This window comes from Frateuria sp. (assembly GCF_035944355.1).
GTDB lineage: Bacteria > Pseudomonadota > Gammaproteobacteria > Xanthomonadales > Rhodanobacteraceae > Frateuria_A.
The window spans coordinates 24,246-38,345 of sequence record NZ_DASZBH010000002.1 but is presented as its reverse complement, the minus strand read 5'-3'; the positions used below and the strand labels follow the sequence as shown (position 1 = coordinate 38,345).

Here is a 14,100-nt window from a genome sequence, read left to right as displayed (position 1 = left end):
GGCGCGGTTGCGCCTGCTAACCTTGGCGGGCGTTTTCCGGGAAGCCATCCATGCGTTTGTTCCCCTTGCTGGCCGTGCTGGCTGGCCTGTTCCCCGTGCCGGCTGCCGCCGCCGAAGCCGGCGCCAATTTCCACCTGACCGGCCACCCGGTCGGCTGGCTCGCGCTGGCCTTGTTCGTTCTGGCCTACGTGGCGGTGATGCTCGAGGAGCACATCCGCATCGCCAAGTCCAAGCCGGTGATGCTCGCCGCAGCGCTGATCTGGGGGCTGATCGCCTGGCAGACGCGCGGCGAGAACTCGACCGCTGCGCGCGGGGCGTTCGAGGCGATGTTCCTCGAGTACGCGGAGATCTTCTTCTTCCTGGTGGTGGCGATGACCTACGTCACCGCACTGGGCGAGCGCAACGTGTTCGAGGCCTTGCGTGCGCAGCTGACGCAGCGGCGGCTGGGCTACCGTGCGCTGTTCTGGATCACCGGCGCCCTCGCCTTCTTTCTGTCGCCGGTGCTGGACAACCTCACCACCGCGCTGGTGATGTCGGCCGTGGTGCTGGCGGTGGGCGGCAGCCAGCCGCGCTTCGCCACGCTGGCGCTGGTCAACCTGGTGGTGGCGGCCAACGCCGGCGGCGCCTGGAGCGCGTTCGGCGACATCACCACGCTGATGGTGTGGCAGGCGCACAAGGCCGAGTTCTTCGAATTCTTCCGGCTGTTCCCGTCCGCCCTCGTCAACTGGCTGGTACCGGCCCTCGTCATGCACTTCGCGCTGCCCGGCGGATGGCCCGAACACGTGCCCGGGCAGGTGCGCGTCAAACCGGGCGGCATCGGCATCTGTCTCACCTTCGCACTGACCATCGCCCTCACCGTGATCGGCAAGCAGTGGCTGGGCATGCCGGCGGCCTACGGCATGCTCACCGGCCTGGCATTGCTCAATCTGCTGGCCTCGCGCATCGACCGTCGCCAGCGCGGTTACGCGCTGGCGCAAGGCATCGAGGAGGAGCCCTATTCGATCTTCCGCATCATCGCCAACGCCGAGTGGGACACCCTGCTGTTCTTCTACGGCGTATTCGGCTGCGTGGGCGGGCTGGCGGCGCTGGGCTACCTCGAGCTCGCCTCGCACGCGTTCTACGGCGCGTCCGGCGCCACCCTCGCCAACGCCGGCATGGGCGTGCTCTCGGCGGTGGTCGACAACATCCCGATCATGTACGCGGTGCTGCAGATGAACCCGCCCATGGACGGGTCGCAGTGGCTGCTGATCACGCTCACCGCCGGCGTCGGCGGCAGCCTGCTGTCGGTCGGCTCGGCGGCGGGCGTGGCGCTGATGGGCGCCTCCGGCGGGCGCTACACCTTCATGAGCCACCTGCGCTGGAGCTGGGCGATCGCGCTCGGCTATGCAGCGAGCATCGCGTTGCACCTGGCCCTCAACGGCGTCTGAGGGCGGCAGGCATCAGCCTCTGACGCCCGGGCAGACCCCGCGCGCAGGCTGCTGGCCAGGTTGCCGCGGGCGCTGAAAGATCGGGAAAGCTCCAGGCGAGCGCGGTGAAGCCAGCGTCTTGCCCGAACCTTGACGCCCGTTTCAGGCGCGGTCGGCCAAGGTTCCATTCCCTCCTGGCAGGAGCACTGGCCATGAAAGCGATCCTCGTCCTACTGGCAGCCGCGCTTGCGTTCGCTACCGCGCCGATGGCCCAGGCGCAATCGTCCTATGCACGCAGCGGCGTGCTGGTGCGCTCCGACGGCATCTACGTTCGCTGCGACCAGTGCGGCACCGTGCAGAGCATCGAACACACCGTCAACCAGGGCAGCGGCCACGGCACCGCCGGCGCCGTCATCGGCGCGATCGCCGGCGGCGTGCTCGGCAACCAGATCGGCAGGGGCAAGGGCCGCGAACTCGCCACCGTCGGCGGCGCGGTGGGCGGCGGCTTCGCCGGTCATGCCATCGGCAACCGGACCGGCAACGGCAACGATGCCTGGATCGTCCACCTGAAGATGGGCAACGGCACGACGACGTCGGTGCAGGTCGCCGACGCCACCGGCATCCGCGAGGGCGACATCGTCCAGGTGGACGCGCAAGGCAACATCACGCGGGTGCGGTAGCACCCGCCGCCGCGCACCGGCGCGGATCAACCGGCCCGCAAATGGACGGCCGGTTGGCGCCGCGCCAGCACCCGCTGCATCCGTTCGATACCCGCCTGTCGCAAACGCACCGCCTTCTCGGCGTCCGAATCGTCCAGGCGTTCGGCGCGAACGCGCTCCCGATGCTCGATCTCCAGCGCCAGCAAACGGTGGGCCAGCGCCAACCTCGCCTGGATCTGCTCGTCATGTGCCATGGTCATGCATCCAGCGACCGCGGGAGAGCCATCCTACGCCTAATTCGTGACAGCAAGCGGTCACTGTGGGAAAGGCAGGCGGCGGAGTGCACTTCGCTGCAGAGCTACTGACCACCCATTGATTGGCCGTCCCCATGGTGGGCGCGATCACGGCGATGCTCTTCCAACACCAGACGCTGCGCCAGGCCGGGCGCTACTTCTGGCTTTTGCCTTTATCCTTCTTGGGTGGGCCTTTGCACACCTCAGCCACGACGAGATCCTCACTCGTGTTGGGTGCAACCTCTTCGTGCCCCCCAACGCCGACCTCTACGGCCGTGATGTTCGGACCGGTTACATCCCAATACTGGATGGTCGAAGTGTCTAGGTTATGGCGCACGCAATCAGCAGTTACCTTCGCGATCGCGCGCGTGTAAGGCCTGTGGCTTCTTGGAGCGAGGCTGGATTTCGTAAGGCTGTACATGACCCAGCTAGATGCGGACGTGCCCAGAACAACTGTGCGGTCGTCGTATATCAGCAACGCTATGTCATCGTCCCGATAGAACGGCCTCCAGCCGGCGAGGCCAGGCCTCGCGGTGTTTAGAACGAGATAGGTAAATAGGGCCGCACAATGCTTCTCGCCGGTAAACACATTGCTGTAAACCACTTTGCCGCCCGGCGTTTGGCATTTATAGACCGCCCCGGGAAGTACGTCAGCATTCTGAGCGCCGAAACCGGAAACCGGCCAAACGCAGAAAAACGCAACTAACGCGGACGAAACCATGCGCATACGCGGCCCCCAATCTTCGCAGCACATATTCAATCATGCAGTCGAGAACAGGGACAACCAAGCACTTGCGACGGTCCAAGCTATCTAGCCCAAGGCTCGCCGCGCGACGACGGCCACCGCGGCACGCCCTCCCAGCCTGGCGCCGTCTTCATATCCACGGCCCTGTGCAGGTCTATGCGCTCCCACAGCTGCAATTCGACTGAGGCGCGACCCCGGATCACGAACCGCGGCACGCCGTGCCTGGGCCAGGCAAGCGCGCCTGTCTCGCCATTGAGCGTGGCCGTTCCGTAGTAGATCCAATCGCTGCCCTCTGCTGGCGGATCGGCGAACGGGCGCCAGTCGGCCTGGAGGTCGAAGGAGAACGACTTTGCGCGGGGAACTCGTCGGGCCAATGACAAAGAGGCTAAGCCGTTGCTGCCTCAGGCGTGGCGACCCGCGAGCGAGATTCGTAGCGAGGGGCGAACTGATGCGCGATGACCGTTTTGGTGCTGGTCCCGCTCAGATCGAGTTCGCCGAGCTAAAAGTCTGGTGACGATATCCGGAGTGGCGGCATCTTTTTGGTGTAGATCCTATTCGTACAGGACTGGCAAACCAAAGAACGCTCATGCTGCTGCAAAATGGCTTTCTCTCCCTTCTGGTAGCAGTTGGCGCAGAGGAAGTGTCGGACCTCGCCCTGCGTCCGAAGCTCATCCTTCAATTCGTAGGCAATAGCTCCGGTTTCGGGAAATTGTAAGAGCTGATACCTGGATAGATCCGACGCTCTTTGTCGAAGAGCCTCGTTCTCTCGACGCAAACCCGCTTCCTTGTCTTGTAACTCCGCCACCGTGGCCTGCAGCGCCATAGCTTGCTGCTGGATCTCGATCAGAGCCGCCTGAAGTTCGCCTATCGCTGACAGGCGGTCCGACTCGGACTTCGCCTGCAAAATGGTCTTAACGATTTCTATGGCGGACTTCACCCCACCAAGCGCGGCGACTGTTTCTCCCAACATTTGCCTCTCCTGGGTTCGCCCGAACGGGCTGGAAGGCTATCATTTCGCTATGTATGGGGTGACGTATAGCCTAAATGCCACAGCATTTCGAAAAATTAATGAAAGCAAAGGCTTATCGCACATTATGGCGGAGAGAGTGGGATTCGAACCCACGGAAGGTTTGACCCTTCGCCGGTTTTCAAGACCGGTGCCTTAAACCGCTCGGCCATCTCTCCGGTGGACAGCTCCGCCGGCCTGCTGGCCGGCGATGGACCGGGGCATTGTACGGTCGACGGGGATCTTGTCCATCGCGGCGGCACGCGCGATCGGCGCTTTGGTTGACGGCCTCGAAGGCGTGCAGGTTCTTGCGTTTAGCGGCTCGCGGGATAGCTGAGCGGCGGCCGTATGCGAACGTTCGAGCCATCTTGCGGGGAACCCCGGCTCGCCTAGGATGCGTCCCACGGCCAGCGGCGGTCGCTTGCCGATATCCACCACTCGGGGGTTCCCATGAACATGAAGCCGATCCTGTGCACCGTTGCCCTGCTCGCTGCCGGCGCCATCCTTTCGCCCGCCCACGCCGACGGCCGCTGGGCCAAGACCCACCCGCGCCGCGACCAGGTCAACGATCGCCTGCAGCACCAGAACAAGCGCATCCACGAGGAGCGCAAGGAGGGCGATCTCACCAAGAGCCAGGCGGCTGCCATGCACAAGGACGATCGTCAGATCCGCCAGGAGGAGCGCGACATGGCCAAGCAGAACGGAGGCCACCTCACCAAGCAGGAGCAGCGCACGCTGAACCAGCAGGAGAACCAAGTCAGCAAGGACATCGGCCACTGAGGCCACGCCGACCTGATCGGACCCGCGGGGCGCTTGGGCGCCCCGCGTGTTTTTCAGACCAGCCGTTCCAGGCCGCGCAGGTAGGGCCGCAGCGCCTCCGGCACGGTGATCGAACCGTCGGCGTTCTGGTAGTTCTCCATCACCGCGATCAGGGTACGGCCGACGGCGAGGCCGGAGCCGTTCAAGGTGTGCACCAGTTCGGGCTTGCCGGTTTCCGGGTTGCGCCAGCGGGCCTGCAGGCGGCGCGCCTGGAAGTCCTCGAAGTTGGAGCAGCTGGAGATTTCGCGGTAGGTGTTCTGGCTGGGCAGCCACACTTCCAGGTCGTAGGTCTTGGCGGCGCCGAAGCCCATGTCGCCGGTGCACAGCAGCACCTTGCGGTACGGCAGGCCGAGCAGCTGCAGCACTTTCTCGGCGTGGCCGACCAACTCCTCCAGTTGCGCGTAGGACTCGGAAGGCCGGGCGATCTGCACCATCTCGATCTTCTCGAACTGGTGCTGGCGGATCATGCCGCGCACGTCGCGGCCATAGCTGCCGGCCTCGGCGCGGAAGCACAGCGTATGCGCCGCGAAGCGCTCCGGCAGCGCATCGGCATCCAAGATGGTGTCGCGCACCAGGTTGGTCAGCGGCACTTCGGCGGTGGGCACCAGGTAGCGCCTGGACTCGCCCACCTGGGTAGCGAACAGATCGTCTTCGAACTTGGGCAGCTGGCCGGTGCCCTGCATGCTGTCGGCATTGACCAGCACCGGCACGTTGCACTCGAGGTAGCCGTGTTCGGCGGTGTGCAGATCGAGCATGAACTGCGCCAGCGCGCGATGCAGGTGCGCGAGCTGGCCACGCAGCACGGTGAAACGCGCGCCGGAGAGCCGCGCGCCGGCGTCGCCGTCGAGCCAGCCGTGGCGCTCGCCGAGTTCGACGTGATCCTTCACCGGGAAATCGAACGTGCGCACCACGCCCCAGCGGGTGATCTCCTGGTTGTCGTGCTCGTCCCGACCCAGCGGCACGGTCTCGTGCGGCAGGTTGGGGATGCCGAGCGCGATGCCGGCGAGCTTGCACTGCACCTCGCCCAGCGCCTGCTCGTTAGCCTTGAGCTTGTCGCCGATGCCGGCGACTTCGGCCATCAGCGGCGCCACGTCCTCGCCCTTGGCCTTGGCCTGGCCGATCGCCTTGGAGCGGGTGTTGCGCAGGTTCTGAAGGTCCTGCGTCTCGGTGGCCAGCCGCTTGCGCTCGCCCTCCAGCGCCTCGACGGCGGCGACGTCCAGCTCGAAACCGCGGGTTTGCTTCAGGCGCGCGGCGGTCTCGGCCAGGCGAGAGCGCAGCAGGGTCGGGTCCAGCATGAGGGCGATCCGTTGGAGGATTGAACCTCGGATTATCGCCGCGGGTGATGTGAGCGAGCAAACCCGGAGCGCATTCTGGCGGCGGGTAGCGGGGACCGGATCTCTCTGCCCCATCCTTTTTCCAGCCAACGGGAGCGGGCGCTTATTTCTCGCGGGCCTGGCGACGGGCTTCGCGCAGGGAAAGCAGCTTTTCGCGCAGCTTCTGCTCCAGGCCGCGGTCGACTGGTTCGTAGAACACGGTACCGTCCAGCGCGTCGGGCAGGCATTGCTGGCCGAGGGCGACGCCGCCGGCGGCGTCGTGGTCGTACTGGTAGCCCTTGCCGTAGCCCAGGCCCTTCATGAGTTTGGTCGGCGCGTTGCGCAGGTGCATCGGCACCTCGAGCGTGCCGGTTTCGCGCACGGCGGCGCGGGCCTTGTTGTAGGCCATGTAGGCGGCGTTGCTCTTGGGCGCGATGGCCAGCCAGATGGCCAGCTGCGCCAGCCCCAGCTCGCCCTCGGGGCTGCCGAGGCGTTCGTAGGTATCCCAGGCGTCCAGCGCCATGCGCCAGGCGCGTGGCTCGGCCAGGCCGACGTCTTCCACCGCCATGCGGGTCATGCGACGCGCCAGATAGAGCGGATCGCAGCCGCCATCGAGCATGCGGCAGAGCCAGTAGACCGCGGCGTCCGGGTCGGAGGAGCGCACCGATTTGTGCAGCGCCGAGATCTGGTCGTAGAACTGCTCGCCGCCCTTGTCGAAGCGACGCGTGCGGTCGGCCAGCACCTGAGTCAGGGTGGCGTCGTCGATGCGGCCCTCGTCGGCGAGTTCGGCGGCGATCTCCAGCAGGGTCAACGCGCGGCGCACGTCGCCGTCGGCGGCCCGCGCGATCAGCTGCAGCGATTCGGCCTCGACCTTCAGGTGCAAGCGGCCCAGGCCGCGTTCCCCGTCGACCAGCGCGCGCTCCAGCGCGGCCACGATGGCCTCGGCGGACACCGCCTCCAGCACGTGCACGCGGCAGCGCGAGAGCAGCGCCGAGTTGAGCTCGAAGGACGGGTTTTCGGTGGTGGCGCCCACGAACACGATCACGCCGCGCTCGATGTGCGGCAGGAAAGCGTCCTGCTGCGCCTTGTTGAAGCGGTGCACCTCGTCCACGAACAGTACGGTGCGGCGACCCTGGGCGAAGTTGGCCTCGGCCTCGGCCAGCGCCTTGCGCACGTCCGGCAGGCCGGATAGCACGGCGGAAATGGCGCGGAAATCGGCGTCGGCATAGCGCGCCACCAGCAGCGCGAGGGTGGTCTTGCCGCAGCCGGGCGGCCCCCACAGCACCATCGAATGCACCCTGCCCGCCTCCAGCGCGCGGCGCAGCGGCGAATCGGCGGCGGTCAGGCGCGGCTGGCCGACGATCTCGTCGAAGCTGCGCGGCCGCATGCGCTCGGCCAGCGGCTTGAGCGCGTCGGATTCGGGAAACAGGGAAGCGGTATCGGGCATCCGGGGAATGATATAGCGGCCCGGCTGCGCACAAGCTGTCACCTGGAACAGGGGCTTCCTAGGAAGCTGCGCTGCGCTGGCTGTAGAAGCTGTAGAGCGCGCCGCACAGGCCGGTCAGTACCGCCGGGATCAGCAGGCTGCGTTCGCGCAGGCGCTCGAACAGCAGCGCGCCGGCAAGGCCGCCGGACATGAAGCTGCCGATCACCAGCACGCACACGCGCACGCGCAGGGCATCCACCTCCAGCCCGCGCAGGCGATGGCCCAGGTAGATCCCGAGGTCGGTGAACATGCCCGAGACGTGGGTGGTGCGGAACACCGCGCCGCTATAGGCGCTGACCAAGCCGTTCTGCAGGCCGCAAGCCATCGCGGCAAGCCACAGCCCCACGGACCATTCCCGGTCCAGCAGCGGCACGGCGGCGAACAGCAGCAGCGATTCGAGCAGCAGCGCGCCCCCGTACGGGCGGCCCAGCTTGAGCGTGCTTTTCTGCACGATGGCGCCGCTGGCCATGGCGCCGAGCATGAAGGCCAGCAACGACAGGGCCCAATGCAGCGTCTCGCGGCCGTCGCCAGTACCCACGGAGATGCCCAGCAGCGTGGTCGAGCCGGTCAGGTTGCTGATCGACTGGTGCCGGAAGCCCATGTAGCCGGCGGCGTTGATCAGACCGGCGACGAAGGCGAGCGCGCCGCCGCCGATCCACGCCCAGCGCGGCAACTGGCGCAGCACGGGCATGGCCGGTCAGTCCTTGAGCGGGTGGGTGGTCATCACCGGCAAGTCGCCGATCACGTCGGCGCCGGGCGGCGGGGTGAAGTTGAAGGTCGAGGGCGGCAGTTCGACGTTGCGCTGCCAGTCGGAAAAACGGATGTCGGTGATCGCGCCGAGCTGGTCGCGGAACACCATGCGCTTGAGGCCCTGCGCGTCGAAGCCGAGGTCGGCGTAGTCGAACTGCGGATCCTTGGCCTTGGAGGTCATGCGCAGCCAGGTCAGGCCGTCGCGCTCGCCCTGCTCGGTGACCTTGAAGTCGCGGTCCATCTGCTTGACGTCGGTGATCACGGTGAGCGGGCTGTGCGCCTCCTCGGTGCTCTGCACGCGCACGGTGACCTGCTCCAGCTCCGGGTCGTACAGCCACACGCGGCTGCCGTCGGCGACGATGGTCTGCTTGTAGGGCGCCACGGTGTCCCAGCGGAATTCGCGCGGGGCCTCCAGCGCGAGCGTGCCGGAACTGGTCTTGGCGCCCTGCCCGCTGGCGTCGGTGAGGGTCTGCGTGAAGTGACCCTTGAGCGAATGCAGGCCATTGGCGAAGGCGTCCAGCCGTTGGCGTGCAGGGCCCGCGGCGGCATGGGCCAGGCTCGCCAGGGACAGCGCGAACGTAGCGAGAAAGGTAACGGCGAGGCGGTTCATGGACCCTGTCCCTTGAGAACGTGCGGCGAGTTTGGGTGGCAGTTGCTTAATCGGGGCTCAAGGTGATTGTAGGGGGCGGACGCAGCGGGTGGCTTCCACGCAAGGGGCGCTCGCGACAAGCCGTCAGCCTTCGCTCCGGACTACCCATCCGCTCTTCGGGCACGTCCCCACAGGCGGGAGAAGAATGAAGCATCACTTCGGCGGCGGCGGCGCCAGGACCTCGCGGTTGCCGTTGTGCTGCGGCGCACTGACCACGCCGTCCTGTTCCATCTGCTCGATCAGCCGCGCGGCGCGGTTGTAGCCGATGCGCAGGTGGCGCTGCACGCCGGAGATCGAGGCGCGGCGGGTCTGTGTGACCACGGCCACGGCCTTGTCGTAGAGCTGCGCGTCGGCGTCGCCGCCTTCCTCGCCGTCCTGCGGCAGGCCCGAGTCGTTGATGAACTTGCCGTCGGCGGTGGCCTGCACTTCCTCCAGCACGCCCTCGATGTACTGCGGCGCGCCCTGCGCCTTGAGCCAGGCGACCACGCCGTGCACCTCGTGGTCGTCGACGAAGGCGCCGTGCACCCGCTCGGGCGTGGCGGTGCCGGGCGGCAGGTAGAGCATGTCGCCGTGGCCGAGCAGCGCTTCCGCCCCAGACTGATCGAGAATCGTGCGCGAGTCGATCTTGCTCGACACCTGGAAGGCTATGCGGGTCGGGATATTGGCCTTGATCAGGCCGGTGATCACGTCCACCGACGGCCGCTGCGTGGCCAGCACCAGGTGCACGCCGGCGGCGCGCGCCTTCTGCGCCAGGCGCGCGATCAACTCCTCCACTTTCTTGCCGACGATCATCATCATGTCGGCGAATTCGTCGATGATGATGACGATGTAGGGCAGCGGCTCCAGTGGCTCGGCCGCCAGGTTGGGCATCTCGGGGTTGGGCCGGAACAGCGGATCCAGCAGCGGCTGGCCGGCCGCCTCGGCGTCCTTGACCTTCTTGTTGAAGCCGCCCAGGTTGCGCACGCCCACCGCGGCCATCAACCGGTAGCGGCGCTCCATCTCGGCCACGCACCAGCGCAGCGCGTTGGCCGCCTCCTTCATGTCGGTCACGACCGGCGCAAGCAGGTGCGGGATACCCTCGTAGACCGAAAGCTCCAGCATCTTCGGGTCGATCATGATCATGCGCACGTCTTTCGGGCTCGCCTTGTAGAGCAGCGAGAGCACCATCGCGTTGACCGCGACGGACTTGCCCGAACCGGTGGTGCCGGCCACCAGCAGATGCGGCATCTTGGCCAGGTCGGCCACCACCGGACGGCCGCCAATGTCCTTGCCCAGCGCCAGCGCCAGCGGCGACTTCATCTGGTCGTACTTGTCCGAGCGCAGGCTTTCGGACAGGTACACGATCTGTTTCTTGGCGTTGGGGATCTCCAGACCGATCACATTCTTGCCAGGGATCACGTCGACCACGCGCACGCTCACCACCGAGAGGCCGCGGGCGATGTCCTTGTCCAGGCTGGACACCTGCGAGCCGCGCACGCCGGCGGCGGGCTCCAGCTCGAAACGGGTGATCACCGGACCCGGATAGACGCCGACCACCTTGGCCTCGATGCGGAAATCCTTGAGCTTGAGCTCCACCTGGCGCGAGAGCACCTCGAGCGTTTCTTCCGAATAGCCCGGACCCTGCTCCGGCGCCTCGTCCAGCAGCGACAGCGGCGGCAGCTCGCCGGGCTGCGAGGCACCGACGAACAGCGGAATCTGCGTCTCCAGCTTCGCACGCTCGCTCTTGGCCACCGGCGCGGGCGGCGTCTCGATGCGCACCGGCTCACGCTTGGCCTGCTTGACCGCCTCCGCCTTCTTGACCACCTCGCGCTCGGCGCGCGCCTGCTGTGCCTTGGCCACTTCCGGCGCCTGCTTGAGCTTGCCGCGCAGCCAGCCGACCAGCATCAGCGTGCCTTGCCCGGTCCAGTCCATCACCTTGAACCACGACAGGCCGGTGGCCAGCGTCACCGCGATCAGGAACAGCGCCAGCAACAGGAGCGGGGCGCCCTTCTCGCCGAAGGCCTGCAGCAGGCCGTGGCCGACCCACTGGCCGATGATGCCGCCCACGCCCTGCGGCAGCACCGCCTCGGTGAAGTTGAGGTACAGCAGCGCCGGCGCCGTGATGAAGAAAAACACGAAACCGATCAGGCGTAGCGAGGACTCCCACGGGTGCTCGGCCTGCTCGCCACGCTGGCGCAGCACCTGCACGCCCAGCAGCAGGAGCAGCAGCGGGAAGCAGTAGGAGACCAGCCCGAAGATGTAGCGCAGCAGGTTGGCGATGTTGGCGCCCACGGCGCCGCCGAAGTTGCGCGCGTGATCGACCGTGCCGACATGGCCCCAGCTCGGATCCTGGTCGTTGTAGCTGGCCAGGCAGACCAGCAGGTACACCGCCAACGGCAGCAGCAGCAAGGCGCCGGCTTCGCGCAGACGGCGCTTGGCTTCTTCGCTCAGGCCAGTGGACTGGGTCGCCTTCTTTACGTTTGCTGCGCTTCGCGCCACCGGAGTGGATTCCCCTCGAGATTTCGCCCCAGTCTACACAGGGCGGTGAGGGGGTAGAAGCTTGATTTTTCTGGAAAGGCGCAGTTTCGAGAGTCGCCCTTCTCCCGCCAGGAGAAGGGCGAGGGTAAGGGTCCGGGCGGGGCGCACTGTCACGCTCCGCCCGCCCCCTCATCCGCCTGCAGACACCCTCACCCGCGGGGGAAGGGATGCGAGTTCACGCGCTACGGCTCAGACCATGCCCTGCAGCGCCGGATGCACCAGCTTGCCGCCGTCGACGTTGATGCCGCCGGCCAGCGGAGCGTGCTCGCGCCACTGGTTGCCGGCCGCCAGGCGCTGCACGTAGGGCAGGATCGCGGCGGAGATCGCCACCGACGAGGTCTGCGGCACCGCGCCCGGCATGTTGGTCACGCAGAAATGCGTCACGCCGTGCACGTCGTAGATCGGCTCCTTCCAGGTGGTGGGCTTGGAGGTCTCGAAGCAGCCGCCCTGGTCGATCGAGATGTCGACCAGCACCGAGCCCTTCTCCATGGTCTTGACCATGTCCTCGGTGACCACGCGCGGCGCCTTGGCGCTGGGGATCAACACCGCGCCGACCACCAGGTCCGCGTCGCGCACTTCCTGCGCCACCGAGGATTCGTAGGCGTACAGCGCGGTCACGTTGGGGCCCATCGCCATCATCTCGGCGAGGCGGTCCTGGCGCTTGTCGAACACCACCACGTTGGCACCGGCGGCCGCGGCCAGCGCGGCGGCGTTGCCACCGGCGGCACCGGCGCCCAGCACCACCACCTTGCCGCGCGGCGTGGAGGCCATGCCGCCCAGCAGCTTGCCCTTGCCGCCCTGCGGACGATGCAGCAGCGTGGTGCCGATCTGCGTGGCGATGCGGCCGGCGATCACCGACATCGGCAGCAGCAGCGGCAGGCCGCCGTTCTCCTCGACCGACTCGAACGCGACGCCGGTCAGGCCGATCTCGAGCAGGCGCTTGGTGAGTTCCGGCTCGGCCGCCAGATGCAGGTAGCAGAACAGCAGGTGGTGCTTCTTGAGCAGGGCCAGGTCGCCGGCGACCGGCTCCTTGACCTTGACGATCAGCTCGCCCTTTTCGTACAGCGCGGCCGCGTCGGGGACGACCTTGATGCCTTCCTTGGTGTAGGCCTCGTCGGAGAAGCCGCTCTTCTCGCCCGCGCCGGACTGGATGAACACCTCATGGCCGCGGCGGACCAGGTCGGCGGCGGCGGCGGGAACGAGGGCGACGCGACCTTCGAGGGTCTTGGTTTCGGAAGGAATACCGATACGCATGGTTTGGCTTGTCCTGTGGAGTTGGGCCGGCGCAAGGCGTCGACGATGGGGAAACACGAGCGGCAAGCCTTGAATCGCGGTGCGCCCTTCCCCATCCTTGCGGGTTCCAAGCGCCAGCCCCTCGGTGCGGCAGGTAACGCCGCGGCCATCGGGAGCGAACTTTCGACCAAAGCCGCCAGCAAACCGAAGGATTATAGCGATGACCACCCCCAAGCACAGCCGCCTGCTGATCCTCGGCTCCGGCCCCGCGGGCTATACCGCTGCGGTGTATGCGGCGCGTGCCAACCTCAAGCCGACGCTGGTCACCGGCCTGCAGCAGGGCGGCCAGCTGATGACCACCACGGAAGTGGACAACTGGCCGGGCGACGTCGAAGGCCTGCAGGGCCCGGCGCTGATGCAGCGCATGGCCGAGCACGCCGAACGCTTCCATACCGAGATGATCTTCGACCACATCCACCAGGTGGACTTGGGCCAGCGCCCGTTCCGGCTCAAGGGCGACTCGGGCGAGTACACCGCCGACGCGCTGATCATCGCCACCGGCGCCACCGCCAAGTACCTGGGGATAGCCAGCGAAGAGAAGTTCAAGGGCCGTGGCGTGTCCGCCTGCGCCACCTGCGACGGCTTCTTCTTCCGCGAGCAGGACGTGGTCGTGGTCGGCGGCGGCAACACCGCCGTGGAGGAGGCGCTGTACCTGGCCAACATCGTGCGCAAGGTCACCCTGGTGCACCGCCGCGACAAGCTGCGCGCCGAGAAGATCATGCAGGACAAGCTGTTCGAGAAGGCCGCCGCCGGCAAGATCGAGCTGGTCTGGAACAGCACCATCGACGAAGTGCTGGGCGACGCCTCCGGCGTGACCGGCGTGCGGGTGAAGGAGGTCAATTCCGGCGCCACCCGCGACATCGAAGCGACCGGCTTCTTCGTCGCCATCGGCCACACGCCCAATACCGGCATCTTCGAAGGCCAGCTGGAGATGCACGACGGCTACATCAAGATCCGCAGCGGCACCAGCGGCATGGCCACGATGACGTCGGTGCCGGGCGTGTTCGCCGCCGGCGACGTGGCCGACCACGTCTACCGCCAGGCCATCACCTCGGCCGGCTTCGGCTGCATGGCGGCGCTGGACGCGGAGCGCTGGCTGGACCAGCAGAACCTGATGGGCTGAATCCCCGACTCATGTGCGGTAGCGAGCTTCGCTACCGCATG

Annotated in this window: 12 protein-coding genes and 1 tRNA gene; 4 read left to right on the top strand and 9 right to left on the bottom strand. The window is 67.0% G+C overall.

Annotated features, from left to right (window positions below; all coding sequences use genetic code 11):
* Nucleotides 1-50 precede the first annotated feature (50 nt).
* Together nhaD and VGU03_RS00855 are read left to right on the top strand one after the other, a co-directional pair.
* Nucleotides 51-1,427 (top strand): sodium:proton antiporter NhaD, encoded by a 1,377-nt coding sequence (gene nhaD / locus VGU03_RS00860; protein WP_327477817.1) that lies wholly within the window; start codon nucleotides 51-53, stop codon nucleotides 1,425-1,427.
* Nucleotides 1,428-1,618: 191 nt separating this feature from the next.
* Nucleotides 1,619-2,086, top strand: a complete 468-nt coding sequence (locus VGU03_RS00855; RefSeq protein WP_327477816.1) for a glycine zipper 2TM domain-containing protein — start codon at nucleotides 1,619-1,621, stop codon at nucleotides 2,084-2,086.
* A gap of 26 nt (nucleotides 2,087-2,112) precedes the next feature.
* Here the strand turns inward: VGU03_RS00855 and VGU03_RS00850 are convergent, their stop codons facing one another.
* The 3 genes from VGU03_RS00850 to VGU03_RS00840 form a co-directional block, all read right to left on the bottom strand.
* Nucleotides 2,113-2,325, bottom strand: a complete 213-nt coding sequence (locus tag VGU03_RS00850; RefSeq protein ID WP_327477815.1) for a hypothetical protein — start codon at nucleotides 2,323-2,325, stop codon at nucleotides 2,113-2,115.
* Nucleotides 2,326-3,602: 1,277 nt separating this feature from the next.
* Nucleotides 3,603-4,073, bottom strand: coding sequence for a hypothetical protein (locus VGU03_RS00845; RefSeq protein WP_327477814.1), 471 nt, complete (start codon nucleotides 4,071-4,073; stop codon nucleotides 3,603-3,605).
* A 125-nt stretch (nucleotides 4,074-4,198) separates the two neighbouring features.
* Nucleotides 4,199-4,288 (bottom strand) — tRNA-Ser (locus VGU03_RS00840).
* A gap of 271 nt (nucleotides 4,289-4,559) precedes the next feature.
* Here VGU03_RS00840 and VGU03_RS00835 point away from each other — a divergent pair.
* Entirely contained in the window at nucleotides 4,560-4,889 is a 330-nt protein-coding gene (locus VGU03_RS00835) for a hypothetical protein (protein ID WP_327477812.1), read from the top strand.
* A gap of 53 nt (nucleotides 4,890-4,942) precedes the next feature.
* Here the strand turns inward: VGU03_RS00835 and serS are convergent, their stop codons facing one another.
* From serS to VGU03_RS00805, 6 genes are all read right to left on the bottom strand, one after another.
* Nucleotides 4,943-6,223, bottom strand: a complete 1,281-nt coding sequence (serS, locus tag VGU03_RS00830; protein WP_327477810.1) for a serine--tRNA ligase — start codon at nucleotides 6,221-6,223, stop codon at nucleotides 4,943-4,945.
* A 142-nt stretch (nucleotides 6,224-6,365) separates the two neighbouring features.
* The gene (locus VGU03_RS00825) at nucleotides 6,366-7,688 is read right to left on the bottom strand and encodes a replication-associated recombination protein A (RefSeq protein WP_327477809.1); all 1,323 of its coding nucleotides are present in this window, start codon (nucleotides 7,686-7,688) and stop codon (nucleotides 6,366-6,368) included.
* 58 nt (nucleotides 7,689-7,746) lie between these two features.
* Nucleotides 7,747-8,418, bottom strand: coding sequence for a YoaK family protein (locus VGU03_RS00820; RefSeq protein ID WP_414655917.1), 672 nt, complete (start codon nucleotides 8,416-8,418; stop codon nucleotides 7,747-7,749).
* A 6-nt stretch (nucleotides 8,419-8,424) separates the two neighbouring features.
* Nucleotides 8,425-9,087: an outer membrane lipoprotein chaperone LolA gene (gene lolA / locus VGU03_RS00815; protein ID WP_327477808.1), complete on the bottom strand. Its 663-nt coding sequence runs from the start codon at nucleotides 9,085-9,087 to the stop codon at nucleotides 8,425-8,427.
* A 192-nt stretch (nucleotides 9,088-9,279) separates the two neighbouring features.
* Entirely contained in the window at nucleotides 9,280-11,604 is a 2,325-nt protein-coding gene (locus VGU03_RS00810; RefSeq protein WP_414655916.1) for a DNA translocase FtsK, read from the bottom strand.
* A gap of 228 nt (nucleotides 11,605-11,832) precedes the next feature.
* Nucleotides 11,833-12,897 (bottom strand): alanine dehydrogenase, encoded by a 1,065-nt coding sequence (locus tag VGU03_RS00805; RefSeq protein ID WP_327477807.1) that lies wholly within the window; start codon nucleotides 12,895-12,897, stop codon nucleotides 11,833-11,835.
* Between the two features lie 199 nt (nucleotides 12,898-13,096).
* Between VGU03_RS00805 and trxB the strand changes: the two genes are divergently transcribed.
* Nucleotides 13,097-14,059 (top strand): thioredoxin-disulfide reductase, encoded by a 963-nt coding sequence (gene trxB / locus VGU03_RS00800; RefSeq protein WP_327477806.1) that lies wholly within the window; start codon nucleotides 13,097-13,099, stop codon nucleotides 14,057-14,059.
* The last annotated feature ends 41 nt before the right edge of the window (nucleotides 14,060-14,100 follow it).